The sequence below is a fragment of the Streptomyces sp. Je 1-4 4N24 genome (genome assembly GCF_026239515.1).
GTDB lineage: Bacteria > Actinomycetota > Actinomycetes > Streptomycetales > Streptomycetaceae > Streptomyces > Streptomyces nigrescens.
In genome coordinates, this window is the sequence record NZ_CP110836.1 from 2,198,327 (window position 1) to 2,220,253 (window position 21,927).

The 21,927-nt window shown below is 71.7% G+C and carries 17 protein-coding genes; 9 read left to right on the top strand and 8 right to left on the bottom strand.

The window, feature by feature from the left end:
- Positions 1–25: 25 nt before the first annotated feature.
- Positions 26–778: a hydrogen peroxide-dependent heme synthase gene (gene hemQ / locus SLV14N_RS09350; protein WP_127153488.1), complete on the bottom strand. Its 753-nt coding sequence runs from the start codon at positions 776–778 to the stop codon at positions 26–28.
- 11 nt (positions 779–789) lie between these two features.
- Positions 790–2,241: a protoporphyrinogen oxidase gene (gene hemG, locus SLV14N_RS09355; protein ID WP_263269014.1), complete on the bottom strand. Its 1,452-nt coding sequence runs from the start codon at positions 2,239–2,241 to the stop codon at positions 790–792.
- 124 nt (positions 2,242–2,365) lie between these two features.
- On the opposite strand from hemG, the gene SLV14N_RS09360 reads away from it, so the two are divergent.
- The 3 genes from SLV14N_RS09360 (at position 2,366) to SLV14N_RS09370 (ending at position 6,319) form a co-directional block, all read left to right on the top strand.
- Positions 2,366–3,439 carry a DUF4349 domain-containing protein gene (locus SLV14N_RS09360; protein ID WP_263269015.1) on the top strand — a complete coding sequence of 358 codons (1,074 nt, stop codon included), beginning with the start codon at positions 2,366–2,368 and terminating at the stop codon, positions 3,437–3,439.
- A gap of 95 nt (positions 3,440–3,534) precedes the next feature.
- On the top strand, positions 3,535–4,770 hold the full coding sequence (locus tag SLV14N_RS09365; RefSeq protein WP_208680532.1) for a thiolase family protein: 1,236 nt from the start codon (positions 3,535–3,537) through the stop codon (positions 4,768–4,770).
- A gap of 166 nt (positions 4,771–4,936) precedes the next feature.
- The gene (locus SLV14N_RS09370; protein WP_208680533.1) at positions 4,937–6,319 is read left to right on the top strand and encodes an FAD-dependent oxidoreductase; all 1,383 of its coding nucleotides are present in this window, start codon (positions 4,937–4,939) and stop codon (positions 6,317–6,319) included.
- A gap of 174 nt (positions 6,320–6,493) precedes the next feature.
- On the opposite strand, the gene hemE is transcribed toward SLV14N_RS09370, so the two are convergent.
- Positions 6,494–7,561, bottom strand: coding sequence for a uroporphyrinogen decarboxylase (gene hemE / locus SLV14N_RS09375; protein ID WP_263269016.1), 1,068 nt, complete (start codon positions 7,559–7,561; stop codon positions 6,494–6,496).
- 147 nt (positions 7,562–7,708) lie between these two features.
- On the opposite strand from hemE, the gene SLV14N_RS09380 reads away from it, so the two are divergent.
- The 3 genes from SLV14N_RS09380 to SLV14N_RS09390 all read left to right on the top strand — a co-directional run bounded on the left by SLV14N_RS09380 (position 7,709) and on the right by SLV14N_RS09390 (position 10,721).
- The gene (locus tag SLV14N_RS09380; protein ID WP_018088880.1) at positions 7,709–8,365 is read left to right on the top strand and encodes a DUF3000 domain-containing protein; all 657 of its coding nucleotides are present in this window, start codon (positions 7,709–7,711) and stop codon (positions 8,363–8,365) included.
- Positions 8,366–8,706: 341 nt separating this feature from the next.
- On the top strand, positions 8,707–9,369 hold the full coding sequence (locus tag SLV14N_RS09385; RefSeq protein WP_018088879.1) for a response regulator transcription factor: 663 nt from the start codon (positions 8,707–8,709) through the stop codon (positions 9,367–9,369).
- Between the two features lie 77 nt (positions 9,370–9,446).
- The gene (locus SLV14N_RS09390; protein WP_208680535.1) at positions 9,447–10,721 is read left to right on the top strand and encodes a ribonuclease D; all 1,275 of its coding nucleotides are present in this window, start codon (positions 9,447–9,449) and stop codon (positions 10,719–10,721) included.
- A gap of 55 nt (positions 10,722–10,776) precedes the next feature.
- Here the strand turns inward: SLV14N_RS09390 and SLV14N_RS09395 are convergent, their stop codons facing one another.
- Positions 10,777–11,478, bottom strand: a complete 702-nt coding sequence (locus tag SLV14N_RS09395; RefSeq protein ID WP_259670200.1) for a PepSY domain-containing protein — start codon at positions 11,476–11,478, stop codon at positions 10,777–10,779.
- Between the two features lie 250 nt (positions 11,479–11,728).
- Here SLV14N_RS09395 and SLV14N_RS09400 point away from each other — a divergent pair, with 250 nt between their 5' ends.
- The 3 genes from SLV14N_RS09400 (at position 11,729) to SLV14N_RS09410 (ending at position 15,654) form a co-directional block, all read left to right on the top strand.
- Positions 11,729–12,949, top strand: a complete 1,221-nt coding sequence (locus SLV14N_RS09400) for an acetyl-CoA C-acyltransferase (RefSeq protein WP_208680536.1) — start codon at positions 11,729–11,731, stop codon at positions 12,947–12,949.
- Between the two features lie 73 nt (positions 12,950–13,022).
- The gene (locus SLV14N_RS09405; RefSeq protein WP_208680537.1) at positions 13,023–15,158 is read left to right on the top strand and encodes a 3-hydroxyacyl-CoA dehydrogenase NAD-binding domain-containing protein; all 2,136 of its coding nucleotides are present in this window, start codon (positions 13,023–13,025) and stop codon (positions 15,156–15,158) included.
- A 103-nt stretch (positions 15,159–15,261) separates the two neighbouring features.
- A complete protein-coding gene (locus tag SLV14N_RS09410; protein ID WP_208680538.1) occupies positions 15,262–15,654 on the top strand; it encodes an NTP pyrophosphohydrolase in 393 nt (130 codons plus the stop codon).
- 77 nt (positions 15,655–15,731) lie between these two features.
- On the opposite strand, the gene SLV14N_RS09415 is transcribed toward SLV14N_RS09410, so the two are convergent.
- From SLV14N_RS09415 to SLV14N_RS09430, 4 genes are all read right to left on the bottom strand, one after another.
- Positions 15,732–17,258 (bottom strand): amino acid permease, encoded by a 1,527-nt coding sequence (locus SLV14N_RS09415; protein ID WP_208680539.1) that lies wholly within the window; start codon positions 17,256–17,258, stop codon positions 15,732–15,734.
- Positions 17,259–17,453: 195 nt separating this feature from the next.
- Complete coding sequence (gene dxs, locus SLV14N_RS09420) at positions 17,454–19,490, bottom strand: 1-deoxy-D-xylulose-5-phosphate synthase (protein ID WP_208680540.1); 2,037 nt, start codon at positions 19,488–19,490, stop codon at positions 17,454–17,456.
- Positions 19,491–19,702: 212 nt separating this feature from the next.
- Complete coding sequence (locus SLV14N_RS09425) at positions 19,703–20,995, bottom strand: sugar ABC transporter permease (protein ID WP_208680541.1); 1,293 nt, start codon at positions 20,993–20,995, stop codon at positions 19,703–19,705.
- Complete coding sequence (locus SLV14N_RS09430) at positions 20,992–21,792, bottom strand: ATP-binding cassette domain-containing protein (protein ID WP_078518561.1); 801 nt, start codon at positions 21,790–21,792, stop codon at positions 20,992–20,994. Before SLV14N_RS09430 ends, SLV14N_RS09425 begins: the two co-directional genes overlap by 4 nt.
- Positions 21,793–21,927 lie beyond the last annotated feature (135 nt).

Genomic DNA, 21,927 nt, shown 5'->3' on the forward strand with positions numbered 1-21,927 from the left:
TCCCCGGCCGGACGCGCGCGTCCGGTTACGCCAGACCCGCGACCAGCTCGGAGACGGGCTTGCGCCGCCCCGTGTAGAACGGGATCTCCTCGCGGACGTGCATCCGCGCCTCGGAGCCGCGCAGATGACGCATCAGGTCGACGATGCGGTAGAGCTCATCGGCCTCGAACGCCAGCACCCACTCGTAGTCGCCGAGCGAGAAGGACGGCACGGTGTTGGCGCGCACGTCCGGGAAGCCGCGGGCCATCTTGCCGTGGTCGGCCAGCATCCGGCGGCGGTCCTCGTCAGGGAGGAGGTACCACTCGTAGGAGCGCACGAAGGGGTAGACGCTCACATAGGCGCGCGGCTGCTCGTCGGCCAGGAAGGCCGGGATGTGCGACTTGTTGAACTCGGCGGGGCGGTGCAGCGCCATGTTCGACCACACCGGCGTGAGCGCCCGGCCGAGACGGGTCCGGCGGAAGAGGTTGTACGCCTCCTGGAGGGCGTCCGAGCTCTCCGAGTGCCACCAGATCATCAGGTCCGCGTCGGCCCGCAGACCGGACACGTCGTAGGTGCCGCGGACCACCACGTCCTTGGCCGCGAGCTGCGCGAACAGCTCCTCGACCTCGTCGGCGTAACCGCTGCGGTCCTCCGGGAGGACGTCGCGCAGCTTGAACACGGACCAGAGGGTGTAGCGGATGACCTCGTTGAGGTCCTTGGCCTTCTTGCCGGCGTGCGGCACCTTCTCGGGCGCCGCGGGGGTCTGCGGCGCGGAAGCGGGAGTGGAAGCGTCTGTCATGTTGTCCATTCTCACTCGGCGGGGACGGAGTCCGGCGTCAGGGTGCCGAGGAGCTCGTCCGCGGCGCGCCGCGCCGAGCCGATGCAGGCCGGGATGCCGACGCCGTCGTAGACCGCGCCGCACACCCGCAGCGCACCCGGCATCCGGGCGACCGCTTCCCGGATCCTGGCGACCCGCTCCAGATGACCGACGGAGTACTGCGGCAGTCCGCCCTCCCAGCGGGTGACCGTGCTCGCCACCGGCCGGGCGGTCAGGCCGACCGCCGCGCCGAGGTCGGCGAGCGAGAGAGCGACCAGTTCGGAGTCGTCGCGCTGGAGGTCGGCGGTGTCCTGGTAGCGGCCGAGGGAGGTGCGCAGCACGAACAGGTCGGGGTCGGCGGCGTCGATCCACCCCCATTTGTGGCTGGCGAAGGTGGAGGCCTTGATGCGGTGACCGTCGACGGGAGGCACCAGGAAGCCGCTGCCGCCGGGCACCCGGTCCAGGCCGGTGCGGCGGAAGGCCATGGTGACCAGCGCCATCGAGGCGTAGTCGACGGTGTCCAGCGCGGTGGCCGCGGCGGGGCAGTCCGCGCGCAGCAGACCTGCCGCCGCGCCCGCGGGCGCGGCCATGACGACCGCGTCGGCCGCGATCGTCCGGTCGCCGAGGCGGATCCGCCACCCCTCCCCGGCGGCCCACCGGAGCGCCTCGACGGGCGTCCCCAGGAGGATCTCGCCGCCGGCCCGGCGCACGGCGTCGGCGACGGCGAGGGGCAGTGTGCCGATCCCGCCGTCGATGCCCATGAAGACCGGCGGGGTCCGGTCCGGCGGGGCGGTGGCGGCGGCGCGCGCCTGGATGGCCCGTACGCCCTCGATCAGGGAACGCTGCGTCCGGGCCGCCTCGAAGAGCTGCGGGACGGCGGCGCGCATCGAGATGCGGTAGGCGTCGCCCGCGTAGACGCCGCCGAGCAGCGGCTCGACGAGCCGGTCGACGACCTCCCGGCCGAGCCGGGCGGCGACATACTCGCCGACCGCGACATCCTCGCCGGCCTCGGTCCGCGCCAGCGTCTCGTCCTCGGCGATCCGCGCCATCCCGTCCGGCGAGATCACCCCGGACGCGGCGAGCAGACCCAGATCCCCGGGCACACCCATCACATGCCCCTTGGGCATCGGGCGCAGCGCACCGCGGGTCCACAGCGACGCGGTGGCCGTGGCGGGCGGCTGCAGCCGGTCGCCGAGCCCGACGGCGCGCGCGAGGTCCACCGCCTCCGGGCGCCTGGCCAGCATCGATTCGGCGCCGAGATCGACCGGGACGCCCGCGATCGCGCCGGCGTGGAGCTTGCCGCCGAGCCGGCCGGAGGCCTCCAGGACGGTCACCCGGGCGCCGCCTTCGAGCAGCCGGTGCGCGGCCGCCAGTCCGGAGATGCCTCCACCGATGACGACGGCATGACCGGGCCCCCGGCCCGTACGGGTGTGCGCTGCGCTCATGCCCCCACTCTCTCAGAGCCCACCGGCACGACCGTGACCGGATCGCGATGCACGGACGGCAACCCCGGTGGGCCTCGGTCCGTCGAAGAGCCAACAGCGGCACGCCACTTCGAGGGGGAGCTTCATGCAGGGAGCGGTGCGGGCAAGGGGAGCGCGGGGAGTCCGGGCGGGGTGGGCCGCGACGGGTCAGCGGGGCGCCACGGCGGGGGTGCTGCTCGCCGTCTCGCTGGCGGTCGCCGGGTGCAGTGCCTCGGGCGGCGACAGCGCGCAGCACGAGGCGCTGTCCGACAAGGCGCCGGCCGCACCGAGCCGGGCCCCGGGCGAGCGGCAGAGCGGCGGAGCGGCCGCGGACGGCGGCACCGCGCGGCCGGGCAGCCGGGCGGGCCGGGCGCCGAAGGCCGCGCCCTCGCAGATCATCCGGACCGCGACCGTCACCGTGCAGACCGAGGACGTCGCGGCGGCGCTGGCCAGGGCGCGGGCGGCGGTCGACGGCGCGGGCGGTTACGCCGCCGACGAGACCACCGACCGGGACGCCGACGGCCATGACCGGTCGCGGATCGTGCTGCGGGTGCCGCCGGCGGAGTACGACGCGGTGCTGGGGCGGCTGGCCGGGCTGGGCAAGCTGCTCTCCCGTGAGGTCTCGGCGAAGGACGTCACCGACCAGGTGGTCGACACCGACAGCCGGATCAGGTCGCAGCGGGCCAGTGTGTCGCGGGTCCGGGCACTGATGGAGAAGGCCACGACGATCGGCGACATCGTCTCCCTGGAGTCCGAACTGAGCACCCGGGAGGCGAATCTGGAGTCGCTGGAGGCACAGCTGAAGTCGCTCAAGGAGCGCACCGGGATGGCCACCGTCACGCTGCTGCTGCGGCAGCCGGATGCCGCCGCCGAGGAGCGGAACGACGACCGGCCCGCCTCGTTCGGCGAGGCGCTGTCCGGCGGCTGGCACGCCTTTGTGACGGCCGTGCGATGGGTGCTGGTGGCGATCGGGGCGGTGCTGCCGTTCGCGGTGGCCGCGGGCCTGGTGTACGCGCTGTGGCGGCTGTTCCGCGACCGGCTGCCGGTGACCCGGAGCCGGCGGCGGACGTCCGGCGGGCACGCCCCGGCGCCGGCGGACGGCCCGGCGGACGCGCCCGCCGCCACTGAGACGGCCGGAGCGTCCGGCGCGGCCGGGGAAGGTGACCGAGAGCCCCGTTGACAGCGGGCGGCGTCGGGCAAAGACTCATGGTCGGCGGGCGGCGATCTTCGTACCGCCCCACCGACGTCGAGCCGGGACAGCGAGGACAGCGCCTGATGACCGACCCACGCGTACGGGATGTGTACATCGTCGATGCCGTACGGACCCCCGTCGGCAAGTACGGCGGCGCGCTGGCCGGGGTGCGGCCCGACGATCTCGCCGCCCATGTGGTCAAGGCCCTGGTGGACCGCACTCCGGACCTCGATCCGGCGCGGATCGACGACGTCTGCTTCGGCGATGCGAACGGCGCGGGCGAGGACAACCGCAATGTGGCGCGGATGGCGGTCCTGCTCGCCGGGCTGCCGGTGACCGTCCCCGGCGTGACCGTGAACCGGCTGTGCGGCTCGGGTCTGGAGGCGGTCATCCAGGCGGCCCGCGCCATTGCCCACGGCGATGCGCATATCGCGGTGGCGGGCGGGGTGGAGTCGATGAGCCGTGCGCCCTATGTGCTGCGCAAGCCCGAACGGGCCTTCCCCGCGGGCCATCAGGAGATGTTCTCCTCGACGCTGGGCTGGCGGATGGTCAATCCGCGGATGCAGCCCGAGTGGACGGTCGCGCTGGGCGAGGGCGCCGAGCAGATCGCCGACCAGCACGGCATCACCCGCGAACAGCAGGACGTGTTCGCGCTGGCCAGCCACCAGAAGGCGGTGCGTGCCTGGCAGGAGGGCGCCTACGACGCCGAGGTCGTTCCGCTGCCGGATGTGGACCTGGTGCGCGACGAGACGATCCGGGAGGCGTCCTCCCTGGAGTCGCTGTCCAAGCTGAAGCCGGTGTTCCGTACGGCGAGCGAAGCGAGGTGGGGGTCCCCCCAGCCGAAGGCTGGGGGAGGCACGGTCACCGCCGGGAACTCCTCGCCGCTCAACGACGGTGCGGCCGCGCTGCTGCTGGTCGACGAGGAGGGGCTGCGGGCCACCGGCCGGGAGCCGCTGGCCCGGGTCCGCGCGAGCGCGGTGACCGGCATCGAGCCGCAGCTGTTCGGCCTGGGCCCGGTGGAGGCGGTACGGCGCGCGCTGGAGCGCTCCGGGCGCGGCTTCGACGACGTGGCGACCTTCGAGCTCAACGAGGCGTTCGCGGCCCAGGCGTTGGGCTGCATCGGCCAGTGGCCGGAACTCGACCCCGCGGTGGTCAACCCGCGCGGCGGCGCCATCGCCATCGGCCACCCGCTGGGCGCGTCCGGTGCCCGTCTCGCGGGCTCGGTCGCCCACCAACTCGCCGCCCTGGGCTCGGGGACCGGGCTCGCCGCGCTGTGCATCGGCGTGGGCCAGGGACTCGCACTGGTCCTGGAGCGCTGAACAGCCCCGACGGGCCGGCCCGGCCGGTGTCCGCCGCGCGGCGCAGGCCCTGGCCACCCCCGCGGACGCCGTGCGGGCCGTAACGTGGCGAACCGGGGCGGACGGCGACCCGGCGGTGGCACCGCACTCACTCGACGAAGCACCACCCGACGAAGGGGCACACGGCATGGCGGCGGAGCGGCTGGTGGTGGTCGGGGGCGACGCGGCGGGGATGGCCGCGGCATCGCAGGCACGCCGGCTGCGGAAACCCGGCGAGCTGGCGATCACCGCGTTCGAGCGCGGCCACTTCACCTCGTACTCCGCCTGCGGCATCCCGTACTGGGTGGGCGGCGACGTCGACGGCCCGGACGCGCTGATCGCCCGTACGGCCGAGGAGCACCGCGCGCGGGACATCGATCTGCGGATGCGCACCGAGGTCACCGAACTCGACCTGGACCGCGGCCGGGTGCGTACCCGGGAGCTGGACAACGGCGGCCGGGAGTCATGGACCGGCTTCGACAAGCTGGTGCTGGCGACCGGAGCGCGGCCGCTCCGCCCCGACCTGCCGGGGATCGACGCGCCGGGCGTGCACGGTGTGCAGACCCTCGACGACGGCCAGGCCCTGCTGGACACCCTCGACGCCTCGTCCGGCCGGCGGGCGGTCGTCGTGGGCGCGGGCTACATCGGGGTGGAGATGGCCGAGGCGCTGATCCTTCGCGGCTACGCGGTCACCGTTCTGGAGCGGAGCGACCAGCCGATGTCCACCCTGGACCCGGACATGGGCGCACTCGTCCATGAGGCGATGTGCGGTATGGGCATCGAGACGGTGCGCGGGACGACCGTCACCGGGGTGCTGACGGACACGGACGGGCGGGCCCGCGCGGTCACCACCGAGGACGCCGAGTACCCGGCGGATGTGGTCGTGCTGGGCATGGGCGTCCGTCCCGAGACCACGCTCGCCGCCGCGGCCGGGCTGCCGCTGGGCGAGTCCGGCGGGCTGCTCACCGATCTCGCGATGCGGGTCCGCGGCCAGGACCACGTCTGGGCCGGCGGCGACTGTGTGGAGGTCCTGGACCTGGTCTCCGGGCGCACCCGCCATATCGCGCTGGGCACCCACGCCAACAAGCACGGGCAGGTCATCGGCGCCAATGTGGGCGGCGGCTACGCCACCTTCCCCGGTGTCGTCGGCACGGCCGTCAGCAAGGTCTGCGATCTGGAGATCGCCCGGACGGGGCTGCTGGAGCGCCAGGCGCACGCCGCCGGACTGCGCTTCGTCACGGTGACCGTCGAGGCCACCAACCGCGCAGGCTACTACCCCGGCGCCCGCCCCATGCACGTCAAGATGCTCGCCGAGCGCCGTACGGGCCGGTTGCTGGGGGTGCAGATCGTCGGCCGCGAGGGCGCCGGCAAGCGGGTGGACATCGCGGCGGTGGCGCTCACGGCCGGAATGACGGTGGAGCGGATGACCGCCCTCGACCTCGGCTACGCCCCGCCGTTCTCCCCGGTCTGGGACCCCGTCCTGGTGGCGGCCCGCAAGGCATCGGGCGCCGTACGCGACGCCGGAGCCTGACGCCGCCGTACAGCGCCCGCCCGCCCCGGCTCAGTCGTCGTCCTCGCCGTACCCGTCCTCCGCGGCCTCGTCCCTGGCGTCCTCGTGGTGGTGCGGAACGCGCTCGGGAATGCCCCTCCGGTGTGCCGGGGCGATGATCTCGACGACGCCCCGGGGGGGCGGGTGCGGTACCGCTCAGCGCGCCGTCTGCGTGTGCACGTACTCGACCAGGCGGGTCAGCGCGTCCGGGTCGGTGGTGGGCAGCACGCCGTGGCCGAGGTTGAAGATGTGCCCCTCCAGGCCGGCGGCCGCGTCGAGGACCTCACGGGCCTTGGTCTCGACGGCCTCGCGGGGGGCGAAGAGCACGGCCGGATCGATATTGCCCTGGAGCGCCTTGCCGGGGCCGACGCGGCGGGCCGCCTCGTCCAGCGGGACCCGCCAGTCGACGCCGACGACATCCGCGCCCGCCTCGCCCATCAGGCCGAGGAGTTCCCCGGTGCCGACACCGAAGTGGATCCGCGGGACGCCCAGACCCTCGACCGCACGGAAGACCTTGGCGGAGGCCGGCATCACGGAGCGGCGGTAGTCGGCCGGTGAGAGCGCGCCGACCCAGGAGTCGAAGAGCTGCACCGCGCTCGCCCCGGCCGCGATCTGGACCTTGAGGAAGGCGGCGGTGATGTCGGCGAGCCGGTCCAGGAGGTCGGCCCACAGCTGCGGGTCGCCGTACATCATCGCCTTGGTGCGCTCGTGGTTGCGCGAGGGGCCGCCCTCGACGAGGTAGCTGGCGAGCGTGAAGGGCGCACCGGCGAAGCCGATCAGCGGGGTGCCGCCCAGCTCGCGGACGAGCATGCCGATGGCCTCGGTGACGTAGGCGACGTCGCCGGGCTCCAGGCTGCGCAGCTGCTCCAGATCGGCGCGGGTGCGGATCGGGTTCTCGACGACCGGGCCGATACCGGGCTTGATGTCGAGGTCGATGCCGATGGCCTTGAGGGGGACGACGATGTCGCTGAAGTAGATGGCGGCGTCGACGTTGTGGCGGCGCACGGGCTGCAGCGTGATCTCGGTGACCAGCTCGGGCCGCATGCACGAGTCGAGCATCGCGATGCCCTCGCGGACCTTGCGGTATTCGGGCAGTGAGCGTCCGGCCTGGCGCATGAACCACACCGGGGTGTGCGGCACCGGCTCCCGCCGGCATGCCTTGAGGAAAGCCGAGTCTTCCGTACCGGTCTGCTGCTGGCCCGCGGGGCTTAGGTTGGCGCTCACGCCCCAAATCTTCGCACGACGGCCCACCCGCCGATCGGGGCAGGTGGCCGATATCTCCGCATGCGCCCGGGGGCACCTCCGAATGGGCGACGCGCGCACCGGGTGTCCTCCCCGTATGCGGGCCCGGTTCCGCCTAATCTTCCGGGCATGGCTGCGGCTCATGAACACCTCGCGGACAGCGCGGACGAGGCCCCGATCCCCTTCCGTCAGGCGGTCGAAGCGCTCCGCGCGGCACGGCTGCGGCCGGAGATCGAAATCGATCCGACGCCCGCCCCGAAACGGCTCGCCCCGTTCGCGTACGCGCTGGAGGCGGCGGTCGTCGAGCGCGGCGCGGGTCCGGACGGCGAGGACCGGGATCTGGCGGACGGGCGGCTGGTGGTGCTGCACAACCCGGCCGGGGACGAGACCTGGCAGGGCACGTTCCGTGTGGTGACGCTGGCGCGAGCCGAGCTGGAGCCGGAGATGGGCGCCGATCCGCTGCTGCCGGAGGTGTCCTGGTCGTGGCTCACGGGCGCACTGGACGCGCGCGGGGTGCACTACGGCGCGCCGAGCGGGACGGTCACCCGGGCCGGCTCGTACTACTTCGGCGGGCTCGCGGCGCGTGAGCCGGCGACCCAGATCGAGATCCGGGCGTCCTGGACGCCTGCCGAGGGCCCCGGCGGGGTGCCGGATCTGGCGGCGCACCTGTCGGCCTGGTGCGATCTGCTGTGCCAGGTGGCGGGTCTGCCGCCGGCCCCGCTCGACATGACGACGCGCGGCGGGATCGTCCCGCTGCCCCAGCGCCGCGGCGCACAGCCGCGCTGACCTCGGCGTTCCCCACGGCCGGGCCGCGGTGACCGTACTCCGGCACCCCGGTCCCGGTGATCCTTCCGCTGCCCGGCGCCCGCCGTGCCGTCTCCACCTGTCGAGGTCCGCTGTGGTGGTCCGGGCGGCTTCGCGTACGGCTCTGATCACCTCGGTGCGTACTGGGGATAGACCCTGATCGATCATGCATCCGATTTGCCCGAATTGCCCCTAACTAAATCGTGATCAAAGTCTAAAGTCCCGCCGGATTACTGCCGAAGAGGTCAGTGACCCTTCAAACACGGATCATTCCGGCTCCCCCCAGCCGGCTTCCGTCCCCCGCCACTCCCCCAGGAGGCCCGGTGTCTGTTCTCCTCGAGCAACCTTCGAGCCTGGTCGCCTACCGCCCGAACAAGCCGACGGCCATGGTCGTCGTGGCCGACCCTCGCGTCCGCTCCACCGTCACCCGCCACCTGTGGGCCCTCGGAGTGCGCGACGTGATCGAGGCGTCGTCCATCGCGGAGGCCCGTCCCCGCGTCGGCAACCCGCGCGACATCTGCGTTGCCGACGTCCACCTTCCCGACGGCTCCGGCCTCACGCTGCTGTCGGAGACCCGGGCGGCGGGCTGGCCCAACGGCCTCGCGCTGTCCGCGGCCGACGACATCGGTGCCGTACGCAACGCCCTGGCCGGCGGCGTCAAGGGCTATGTCGTCACCGGCACCCGCACCAACCTGGGCCTTCCCGGCCGCCCCGGCGCCTCACCCATCGGCGCCAACGCGGCCCGTATGCAGCGCCGTCCTCCGGGTGCCCCCGGTCACCCGGGCGGCTACCGGGAGCTGTCGGGACGCGAGGTCGAGGTGTTGCGGCTGGTGGCGGAGGGCCAGTCCAACAAGGCCATCGGTGTCTCGATGGGGCTGTCGGCGCTGACCGTCAAGAGCCATCTCGCCCGCATTGCCCGCAAGCTCGGCACCGGCGACCGGGCCGGAATGGTGGCGGTCGCCCTGCGTACCGGCATCATTCACTGACCGTCCACACGACCGGCTCGCCCGTCGAGGGAACGTTCCCTCGACGGGCGACGTGCATACACAGATACCCTTGACTGGTGACCGACGCCCAAAAGACCGCAGCAGACACGACACTGCGAGCAGCCGGAGACTCGCCTCCGGACCCCCGACCGGCGCCGGTCCCTCTTCTGGAGCCCCGCGAGGGCATCCCCCCGGTGACCGCCACGGACGACGCACTCGCCGAGGTCGTGGCCGCCTTCGCGGCCGGTACGGGCCCGGTGGCCGTCGACGCCGAGCGGGCCTCCGGCTACCGCTACGGCCAGCGCGCCTACCTCGTACAGCTGCGCCGCGAGGGCGCCGGCAGCGTACTGATCGACCCGGTCGGCTGCCCCGACCTGTCGGCGCTGGGGGAGGCGATCGGCGACGCCGAGTGGGTGCTGCACGCCGCCACCCAGGACCTGCCGTGTCTGCGTGACATAGGGATGGTCCCCACCCGGCTGTTCGACACCGAGCTGGCCGGGCGGCTGGCCGGCTTCGCCCGGGTCGGACTGGGCGCCATGGTCGAGAACGTCCTCGGCTTCGCCCTGGAGAAGGGCCACTCCGCCGTCGACTGGTCCACCCGCCCGCTGCCCGAGCCCTGGCTGCGCTATGCCGCGCTCGATGTAGAGCTGCTGGTGGATCTGCGGGACGCGCTGGAGGAGGAGCTGACGCAGCAGGGGAAGCTGGAGTGGGCCCGGCAGGAGTTCGCGGCGATCGCCGCCGCTCCCCCGCCGCCGCCCCGCAAGGACCCCTGGCGCCGTACCTCCGGTATGCACAAGGTCCGCCGGCGCCGCCAGATGGCGGTCGTACGGGAGCTGTGGACGGCCCGTGACCAGGTCGCCCAGCGGCGCGATGTCTCGCCCGGCAAGGTGCTCGGGGACGCCGCGATCGTGGAGGCGGCGCTGAGCCTGCCGCCCAACAGCCATGCGCTGGCGGGGCTGCACGGCTTCGGACACCGGATGGGCCGCCGGCAGCTGGAGCAGTGGCAGGCCGCCGTGGACCGCGCCCGCGCGCTGCCCGAGAGCGAGCTGCCGCAGCCCGGCCAGCCGCTCAACGGCCCCCCGCCGCCCCGCGCCTGGGCCGACAAGGACCCGGCCGCCGCGGCCCGGCTGTCGGCCGCCCGTGCGGCGGTCACCGCGCTCGCCGAGAGCCTGAATCTCCCGCAGGAGAACCTGATCACTCCGGACACGGTGCGCCGGCTGTGCTGGGAGCCGCCGGCCGAGCCGACCCAGGAGTCGGTCGCCGAGGTGCTGTCGGGCCACGGCGCCCGCCCCTGGCAGATCGAGCAGGTCGCGCCGCTTCTCACCCAGGCGCTGCTGACGGACCCCAGCTGACGCACACGCCCCGGGCGGAGGAGGGCTCCGGCCCGGGGCACGGTCGAACGGTCACTCAGTCCTGATCGATGTTCATCCACAGGACCTTGCGGTTGGTCGCGTCGATCTCGTACGTCGTCTCGTACCAGTCGTCGGTGGTCACCACGCCCACCGTCCAGGCCACGGTGTCGTTGTTGTTGCCGTGGTCGGCGTCGCCGAGCTCGATGGTGGTGACGGTGCCCTTCGTCTTCTCGGTGGCCGTCTGCGCGGCCTGCTGGGCCGTGACGGTGGCCTTGGTCAGCCGGGCGGCCAGCTCCTGCTTGTCCTCGGGGTCGTCCGACTGGGGGCGCGGCTGCTCCGCCTTGCCGGAGACCGCGTCGACCCGCACGGCGTAGGCCGCCCCGTCGGTCGTCGCCACCACGGTGTCCCAATAGGGGCTGGCGGGCGTCCCCTTGAGTTCCGCTGCGATCGCCTCCGAGGACGGGACGGCCGCGATCGCCGCCTTCAGCGCCTGCCCGTAGTCCACCTTGGCCTTGGGGACCAGGGCCTTGCGCCGGGCCTGGTCCGCGTTGAGCGAGCCGGTCGGGGAGGCGGGGGCGGTGGCCGGGACCGCCCCCGAGGGGGCCCCGCTCTTCTGGGGGCTTCCCGTGTCGTTGCCGCTGTTTCCGCAGCCCGACAGCAGCGCGCCCGCGGCGGCGACGGCACAGACCAGTCCGATCGTGCGCGGCCCCGCCGGACGCCCGCGCCGGACCACGACACCACTCCTGTTCGTATCCATATGGGCACTTTAGGTGTGTGATGGGATGAATTGCTCCAAGACCCGACGGCATTCAGCCCTTTTCGATCACCGGTTTCCGCCGGTTGCGGCGTGGTCGCCCGGCAGCCGGGGCCTTTGCCGGGTGTGACCTTCAACGCTCCGGGCGGTGGGGGTGTGCAGCTTGGTTACCCGTAAGTAGCATGTCGGTGTGAAGCGCCCCGCGGGGCGCCCCGCAGCAGCAGTGCCATCCCGCACCTGGAGGAGAGCCAACGTGCCTCGTACCGCTAGGGACGTCGTCTTCGTCGACGGCGTCCGCACCCCGTTCGGCAAGGCGGGCCCGAAGGGCATCTACCACGAGACCCGCGCCGACGATCTCGTCGTGAAGGCCATCCGGGAGCTGCTGCGCCGCAACCCGGCCCTGGACCCCGCGAAGATCGACGAGGTCGCCATCGCCGCGACCACCCAGATCGGTGACCAGGGCCTGACCATCGGCCGCACGGCCGGCATCCTCGCGGGCCTCCCGCAGTCCGTCCCCGGCTACTCCATCGACCGCATGTGCGCCGGTGCGCTGACCGCCGTCACGGCGACCGCCGGCTCCATCGCCTTCGGTGCGTACGACGCCGTCATCGCCGGCGGTGTCGAGCACATGGGCCGCCACCCCATGGGTGAGGGAGTCGACCCGAACCCGCGGTTCGTGAGCGAGAAGCTCGTCGACCAGTCGGCCCTGTTCATGGGCATGACGGCGGAGAACCTCCACGACCGCTACCCGCACATCACCAAGCAGCGCGCCGACGAGTACGCCGTGCGCTCGCAGGAGAAGGCGGCGAAGGCGTACGCGAACGGGAAGATCCAGCAGGATCTGGTACCGATCTCGGTGCGCAACACCAACGCGGAGGTCGGCGAGACGGGCTGGGGCCTGGTCACCGCCGATGAGCCGATGCGTCCGGGGACGACCCTGGAGAACCTCGCCGGCCTCAAGACGCCGTTCCGTACGCACGGCCGCGTCACCGCCGGTAACGCCGCTGGTCTCAACGACGGTGCCACCGCCTCGATCATCGCCTCCGAGGACTTCGCCCGGGAGCACGACCTCCCGGTCAAGATGCGCCTGGTCTCCTACGCCTTCGCCGGCGTCGAGCCCGAGGTCATGGGCTACGGCCCGATCCCGGCCACCGAGAAGGCCCTCGCCAAGGCGGGCCTGGGCATCGAGGACATCGACCTGTTCGAGGTCAACGAGGCGTTCGCCGTGCAGGTGCTCGCCTTCCTCGACCACTACGGCATCGCCGACGACGACGCGCGCGTCAACCAGTACGGCGGCGCCATCGCCTTCGGCCACCCGCTGGCCTCCTCCGGCGTGCGGCTGATGACCCAGCTGGCCCGGCAGTTCGAGGAGCAGCCGCAGGTCCGCTACGGCCTGACCACCATGTGCGTCGGCTTCGGCATGGGCGCGACGGTCATCTGGGAGAACCCGAACTTCGACGGAGGCAGCAAGTGAGCGAGCGCAGCGAGCGAACCATGGAAAGGTGCAGCATGTGCGCATGCTCGACCAAGCGAAGCGAGGGAGCGGCATGAGCAACCCCACCACCGCCGAGCTACTGAAGGGTGCGGCCGAGCTGTTCCCCGACGAGGTCGTCACGTCGGCGCACGTCCGCCACCTCGATCTGCCGTACGGCGCGGGCCGGTTCGCGCTGATCACACTCGACAACGGCTTCGACCACACCAAGCCGACCACCTTCGGTCCGGGCTCGCTGGCGAACCTCAACGCCGCGATCGACCAGGTCGAGAAGGAGGCCGCGGACGGCGACATCGTCGGCGTCGGCCTCACCGGCAAGCCGTTCATCTTCGCCGTCGGCGCCGACCTCAAGGGCGTCGAGCTGCTGAAGAAGCACGAGGACGCACTGGCCATCGGCAAGGGCGGCCACGAGGTCTTCAAGCGGCTCGCGAAGCTCGCCGTGCCGACCTTCGCTTACTACAACGGTGCCGCCATGGGCGGTGGCGTCGAGGTCGGTCTGCACTGCTCGTACCGCACGGTCTCCCAGGCCGCGCCCGCCTTCTCGCTGCCCGAGGTCTTCCTCGGTCTCGTCCCGGGCTGGGGCGGCTGCGCACTGCTGCCGAACCTCATCGGCGCGGAGAAGGCCGTCTCGGTCATCATCGAGAACTCGCTCAACCAGAACAAGCAGCTCAAGGGCCAGCAGGTCTTCGACCTCGGCATCGCGGACGCGATCTTCGAGGGTGCGGACTTCCTGGAGCAGTCGCTGATCTGGACGGCGAACGTCCTCAAGGGCGACGTCACCGTCGAGCGCCCCGAGGTCGACCGCGGTGAGGCCTGGGACCAGGCCGTCGCCAAGGGCAGGTTCATCGCCGACGGCAAGGTGCACGGCGCCGCCCCGGCCGCCTACCGCGCGCTCGACATCATCGCCGCCGCCAAGAACGGCGACCTGCAGGCCGGTTTCGACGCCGAGGACCAGGCCCTGGCGGACCTGATCATGGGTGGCGAACTCCGCGCCGGCATCTACTCGTTCAACCTGGTGCAGAAGCGGGCCAAGCGCCCCGCCGGTGCGCCGGACAAGAACCTGGCGCGTCCGGTCAGCAAGGTCGGTGTCGTCGGCGCCGGTCTGATGGCCTCGCAACTGGCCCTGCTGTTCCTGCGCCGCCTGGAGGTGCCGGTCGTGCTGACCGACATCGACCAGGAGCGCGTCGACAAGGGTGTGGGCTATGTCCACGCCGAGATCGACAAGCTGCTCGGCAAGGGCCGCATCAACCAGGACAAGGCCAATCGCCTCAAGGCCCTGGTCTCCGGTGTCCTCGACAAGGCCGAGGGCTTCTCCGACGCCGACTTCATCATCGAGGCGGTCTTCGAGGAGATCGGCGTCAAGCAGACGGTGTTCGCGGAGGTGGAGGCCGTCGCCCCGGCGCACGCGATCCTCGCCACCAACACCTCCTCGCTGTCGGTCACCGAGATGGCCTCGAAGCTGAAGCACCCCGAGCGGGTCGTCGGCTTCCACTTCTTCAACCCGGTCGCGATCCTGCCGCTGCTGGAGATCGTCCGCGGTGAGAAGACCGACGACGCCTCGCTGGCCACGGCCTTCGGCGTCGCCAAGAAGCTGAAGAAGACCGCGGTGCTGGTGAAGGACGCCCCGGCGTTCGTCGTCAACCGCATCCTGACCCGCTTCATGGGCGAGATCCAGAACGTCATCGACGAGGGCACCCCGGTCGACGTCGCCGAGAAGGCCATCGAGCCGCTCGGTCTGCCGATGTCGCCGCTGGTGCTGCTGGAGCTGGTCGGCCCGGCGATCGGTCTGCACGTGTCGGAGACCCTGAACCGCTCCTTCCCGGACCGCTTCACGGTCTCCCCGAACCTCAAGGCCGTCGTCGAGGCCGGCAAGCGCGGCTTCTACGTCTACGACTCCGGCAAGCCGGAGCTGGACCCCGAGGTCGCCGCGCTCCTCAAGCAGGGCGACTCGGTGCTGACGGAGGACCAGGTCCGCGACCGTGTCCTGGACGCGGTGGCGCAGGAGATCGGCCTGATGCTGGACGAGGGCGTGGTCGCCGAGGCGCAGGACATCGACCTGTGCCTGATCACCGGCGCCGGCTGGCCATTCCACCTGGGCGGCATCACGCCGTACCTGGACCGCGCGGGCGTCTCCGAGCGAGTGACCGGCAAGAAGTTCCTGGCCCCGGGAGTCGCGAGCGTGCCCGCGTAAGGGTGCACAGCTGACAGCGGAAGGCGCGGGCCGGCTCGGCGGAGCCGGTCCGCGCCTTTGTGTGCCGGGGTACGGCCGCGGCCCGGCGTGGGAGGGTGGCGGCATGGATTCCTTGGTCATTGTCGATGCCGCGAATGTCGTCGGTTCGGTGCCCGACGGCTGGTGGCGGGACCGGCACGGCGCGGCGGAGCGGCTGCGCGACGCGCTGCCCGCGTACGTCACCCGGGGGCTGCCGGGGCTGGCGACACCGCCCCTGGAGATGGTCCTGGTGGTGGAGGGCGCGGCGCGGCGGGTCGAGTCCGTCGAGGGCGTCCGGGTGGTGCCGGCGGACGGCAGCGGCGATGACCGGATCGTGCAGCTGGTGGCGGACGAGTGCGGCGGGCGGGACTGTCTGGTGGTCACCGCGGACCGCGGGCTGCGGGAGCGGGTCCAGGCGCTGGGCGCACGGGTGACGGGGCCGCGGGCCGTATGGGGCCGGGGGCGCGGCGAGGCGTAGATACGGCGAAGCCCCGTACACCGCGCGGACGCGGCACACGGGGCCGGGCGGAGGAACCGGGCGGGCCTCCGGCGCCGTCAGTCCTCGGCGGCCTCGCGGGTGCGCATGCCGAGGCGGCTGTGCTTGCGCCCGTACAGGAAGTAGATGACGAAGCCGGCCACCATCCAGAACGCGAACCGGACCCAGGTCTCCGCGGGCAGATTGAGCATCAGCCACACCGAGGCCGCCACCGAGAGCACCGGCACCAGCGGCACCAGCGGGGTGCGGAAGGAACGCGGCAGATCGGGCCGGGAGCGGCGGAGCAGGATGACGCCGACCGCGACCACGACGAACGCGAACAGGGTGCCGATATTGACCAGTTCGGCGAGTTCGTCGATCGAGGTGAAGCCGGCGACGACGGCGACGACGACACCCAGCGCGATGGTCGACCGGTAGGGGGTACCGAACCGCGGATGGGACTTCGAGAAGACCCGCGGCAGCAGCCCGTCCCGGCTCATCGCGAAGAACACCCGGCTCTGGCCGAGCAGCAGGATCATGCTGACGGAGGTCAGGCCGACGGCGGCGCCGAAGCTGATCACGCCCGCGAAGAAGGGGTGCCCGAGGTCCTTGAAGGCATCGGCGAGCGGGGCGTCGGTGGAGAGCTCGCTGTACTTCTGCATACCGGTCACGACGATCGACACGGCCACGTAGAGGATGGTGCAGATGGCCAGTGAGCCGAGGATGCCGCGCGGCACATCGCGCTGCGGGTTGCGGGTCTCCTCGGCGGCGGTGGCCACGATGTCGAAGCCGATGAAGGCGAAGAAGACCACGGCCGCCGCGGCGAAGATGCCCATGGTGCCGAAGTTGGCCGGGGTGAAGCCGAACATCAGCTGGGCCAGCGGCGCGTTCAGTCCGCCGCCGGCTTCAGTGGACTCGCTGGGCGGGATGAACGGCGTGTAGTTGGCGCCGTTGATGAAGAAGGCACCGGCGACGATGACCAGCAGGACGACGGTGACCTTGATCGCGACGACCACCGCCGTCACCCGCGAGGACAGCTTCGCCCCGAGCACCAGGATGCCGGTCAGCACCAGTACGAGGAGGAAGGCGAGCAGATCGAAGCCGAACTGCCCCTCATGGGTGCCGGACAGGCCGGCGGGCAGATGCAGCCCGGCGGAGTCCAGCAGGGAGCGCACATAGCCGGACCAGCCGACCGCGACCACCGCACAGCCCAGGGCGAGTTCCAGGATCAGGTCCCAGCCGATGATCCAGGCGGGCAGCTCGCCCAGTGAGGCGTACGAGAAGGTGAAGGCCGACCCGGCGACCGGCACGGTGGAGGCGAACTCCGCGTAACACAGCGCCGCCAGCGCGCAGACCACACCCGCGACGACGAAGGACAGCGCGACGGCGGGGCCGGCCTGCTCCTTGGCGATTTTTCCGGTGAGGACGAAAATGCCGGTGCCGATGACGACACCGACACCGAAGACCGTCAGATCGAGCGCCGACAGGGACTTCTTGAGCGTGTGCTCCGGCTCCTCGGTATCCAGGATCGACTGTTCCACGGACTTCGTCCGGAACAGGCCGCGACTGCGGCGTGAATCATGTGGTGTGCCGTGCTGTGTGCTCATGGGCGAACCTCCGCCTGGACGACCCTCGCAACTCTCCTGAACTGACCGAGTCTCCGCAATGCCGGGAAACAGTCAGCTTCGGCGGGCCTCCGGACGGCGGGGATTCACCCGATGGGGTGCGGCCGTACGTATGCCGATGGGCCGGGCGGAACATCCGTACGGATGACCGGCCGGCCCATCGTGCCGTCTGCGGAATCAGTCGCGGGCGGCCTCGGCCGGCTCGGCCGCACCCTTGGCGCGGGCGGCCTCGGAGGCGTCCGCGCCGCCGTCAACCGGACGGAGCGGGGACTGGGACAGCCCGTCGATCTTGGAGACCAGGCCGGTCACCTGGCGGGCGATGTCCGGCGCGGTGAGCCCGATCTCCGCCATGACCTCCTTGCGGGAGGCGTGGTCGAGGAACCGCTCGGGGATGCCGAAGTCGCGCAGCGGCAGATCCACACCGGCGTCACGCAGCGCCTGGGCGACGGCCGAACCGACGCCGCCGGAACGGACGTTGTCCTCGACCGTGACCACGACCCGGTGCTTGGCGGCCAGCCCCGGCAGCGCCGCGTCGACCGGCTTGACCCAGCGGGGGTCGACGACAGTGGTGGAAATACCCTGCTTGTCCAGGAGGTCGGCGATCTCCAGGCACATCGGGGCGAGCGCGCCGACGGACACGAGGAGGACGTCGGGCCGGGTGACGCCCTCGGCGGGCTCGCGCAGCACGTCCATGCCGCCGATCCGTCCGACGGCCTCGACCGCGGGGCCGACGGCGCCCTTGGAGTAGCGCACCACGGTGGGCGCGTCGTCGACGTCGACGGCCTCGCGCAGCTGGGCGCGGACCTGGTCGGCGTCGCGCGGCGCGGCGATCCGCAGACCGGGCACGACCTGCAGGATCGACATGTCCCACATGCCGTTGTGCGAGGCGCCGTCGGTGCCGGTGACCCCGGCCCGGTCCAGCACGAAGGTGACACCGCACTTGTGCAGCGCCACATCCATCAGGACCTGGTCGAAGGCGCGGTTGAGGAAGGTGGCGTAGACGGCGAAGACCGGGTGCAGACCGCCGGTGGCCATGCCCGCCGCGGAGACCGCCCCGTGCTGCTCGGCGATGCCGACGTCGAAGACGCGGTCGGGGAAGGCCTTGGCGAACTTGTCCAGTCCGACGGGCTGGAGCATGGCCGCCGTGATGGCGACGATGTCCTTGCGCTCCTTGCCGAGCTCGACCATCTCGTCACCGAAGACGGACGTCCAGTCCTTGCCGCCCGAGGAGATGGGCAGGCCGGTGTCGGGGTGGATCTTGCCGACCGCGTGGAAGCGGTCCGCCTCGTCCTGGAGGGCGGGCTGGTAGCCGCGGCCCTTCTCGGTGAGGCAGTGGACGATGACCGGGCCGCCGAAGCGCTTGGCGCGCGTCAGGGCGGACTCCAGCGCCTCGATGTCATGGCCGTCGATCGGGCCGACGTACTTCAGGCCCAGGTCCTCGAACATGCCCTGCGGGGCGATGAAGTCCTTGAGGCCCTTCTTGGCACCGTGCAGCGTCTCGTAGAGCGGCTTGCCGACGACCGGCGTGCGCTCCAGCAGGTCCTTGCCGCGGGCCAGGAAACGCTCGTAGCCGTCCGTGGTGCGCAGCGTCGCCAGGTGGTTGGCCAGGCCGCCGATGGTCGGGGCGTAGGAGCGCTCGTTGTCGTTGACGACGATGACGAGCGGGCGGTCCTTGGCGGCGGCGATGTTGTTGAGCGCCTCCCAGGCCATACCGCCGGTCAGCGCGCCGTCACCGATGACCGCGGCGACCCGGTTGTCCGAACCACGCACCTCGTTGGCCTTCGCGATGCCCTCGGCCCAGCCCAGCACCGTGGAGGCGTGGCTGTTCTCGATGATGTCGTGCTCGGACTCGGCACGGGAGGGGTAGCCGGACAGGCCGCCCTTCGCCTTGAGCTTGGAGAAGTCCTGACGACCGGTGAGCAGCTTGTGGACGTAGGACTGATGCCCGGTGTCGAAGAGGACCTTGTCCTTCGGGGAGTCGAAGACGCGGTGCAGGGCGATGGTCAGCTCGACCACGCCGAGGTTCGGGCCGAGGTGTCCGCCGGTCTTGGACACCGCATCGACAAGGAAGGTACGGATCTCCCCCGCCAGCTGCTCGAGCTGCTCCGGGCCCAGTCGGTCCAGATCGCGCGGTCCCCTGATACGGGAAAGCAACGCCCTCCCGTCGCCCGCCACCACCCCGGCCGGACACGCTTTGCGCGGCACCTCCTGCACCCCTGCCTCCTTGCTGCTTGCTGCCGTGGATCGAGCTTGCCGATCAGACGAGTCTAATGTTGCGTCCGCCGCGGCGACGCCCGGGCCTTGCGATGTATGTCACTCGGGTGACATGGGGCCCGGCACGCCGCACGGCGTACGGCGCCGCACACGGAGGGGCCCCCACCGGATGATGCCCGGTGGGGGCCGGCGCCGTCGGACGACCACCGCGGTCAGGTACGTCCGGCCGTTTTCTGCGTCCGGCGGGAGACCGAGTCGATGACCACGGCGGCGAGCAGGACCGCGCCGGTGATCATGTACTGGATCTCACTCGCCATGCCGAGCAGGTTCAGGCCCTGCTGGATCGACTGGATGACCAGCATGCCCAGCAGCGCGGACCAGATCTTGCCACGTCCGCCGAAGAGGCTGGTACCACCGATGACGGCCGCCGCGATGACGTTCATCAGGGTGTTGCCGGAGCCCAGGTTCTTGGTGGCCCCACCGGAGAGGCTGGCGATGAACAGTCCGCCGAAGGCCGCGAGCATGCCGGAGACGGCGAAGACGCTGATCCGGATCTTGTTCACATTGATACCGGCGCGGCGGGCCGCCTCGGCGTTGCCGCCGACCGCGAAGATCTGCCGTCCGTAGGTGGTACGGCGCACCACGAAGTCGGCCACGACCAGGACCGCGAGGAACAGCACCAGAGCCAGCGGCAGACCGCGGGCGCCGGCCGGCTCGTTCAGGACATAGGCGACGACGAAGGCGAGCACCGCGACCACGCCGGTGCGCAGCAGGATCTCGCTGAGCGGCCGGGACGGCAGCGCGGCGGCCTTGCGGCGCCTGCTGTCCAGCAGCAGCGATCCGGCGTAGGCGAGGACCGCGACCAGCGCGAGACCGTACGCGGCGGCCTTGTCCTCGAAGTAGTAGCCGGTGAGGTTCTCCACGACGCTGCCGCTCGGCGTGTTGATGGAGCCTTCCTTGCCCATCATCCAGATCTGGAGACCGCTCCAGCCGAGGAAACCGGCCAGCGTGACGACGAAGGCCGGCACACCGATCTTGGCGAAAAAGAACCCGTGCAGGGCACCGATGACCACACCGGTCGCGATGGCGATCAGCACCGCGAGCCAGTCGTTGACGCCGTTGGTGACGCTGAGGACGGCCCACACGGCCGCGCCGACGCCCGCCACCGAGCCGACGGACAGATCGATCTCGCCGAGCAGCAGCACGAAGACGATGCCGACGGCCATGATGCCGAGGCCGGAGGTGTAGACGCCGATGTTGGCGAGGCTGTCCGCGGACAGGAAGCTGCTGTTCTTCAGCTGGAAGACGACCGCGATGACGAACAGGCCGATGATGACCGGCAGCGAGCCCAGCTCACCCCCGCGCACCCGGCGCTTGAAGTCGTTGAGATAGCCGGCGAAGCCCTGTTCGCGGACGAGCAGACGGGGGTCGACGGCGGCCGGCGGGGCGGCGTCCGCGGCCGGGGCGGCTGTCGTCGCCGCGGGCTCCTTCGTGAGATCGCTCATGCCCCGGCCTCCTTCTTCACCTGGTCCGTACGCGCCTTGCGGCGGGTCACGGCGTTGTCCGAGGCGCCGGTGATGGCGGCGATGATCTCTTCGTGGGAGGTGCCCTCGACATCGAAGACACCGTTGTTGCGGCCCAGCCGCAGCACCGCGACCCGGTCCGCGACGGCCTGCACATCGGCCATGTTGTGGCTGATGAGGATGACGCCCAGGCCGCGCTCCCGCAGCCGCTCGACGAGGTCGAGGACCTGCGCGGTCTGCTCGACACCGAGTGCGGCGGTGGGCTCGTCGAGGATGACGACCTTCGGGTCGCCGATCAGCGCACGGGCGATGGCGACGACCTGCCGCTGACCGCCGGAGAGCGCCGCGACGGGGATCCGGACGCTGGGGATGCGGATGGACAGGGTGTCCAGCAGCTCCTTGGCCCGCTTCTCCATGGCGATCTCGTCGAGGACACCGACGGTGCGGGTCTCGTTGCCGAGGAAGAGGTTGGCGACGACGTCGAGGTTGTCGCAGAGCGCGAGGTCCTGGTAGACGGTGGCGACGCCGAGTTCCTGGGCGTCGTGCGGCTTGTTGATGCGGACTGTCTCGCCCTGCCATTCGATGGCGCCGTCGTCGACCGGGTGGACGCCCGAGATGGTCTTGACGAGGGTGGACTTGCCGGCGCCGTTGTCGCCGACGAGGGCGACCACCTCACCGGGGTGGATCTCCAGGGTGACGTCCGTGAGTGCCTGGACGGCGCCGAACCGCTTGGAGATTCCGCGCAACGCCAGCACAGGCGTAGCGGACACGTGAATCATCTCCTTCGCCGCCGTCACAACGGCGGGGATGGTGGTGCGTGGAGCAGGGGGCTCGCGAGGGACGGTCCGGCGTCCGCGCCCGGGACGGGGTGTCACGGGGCGGGTAGGGACCGGTGGGGGTACGGACCGGGCCGG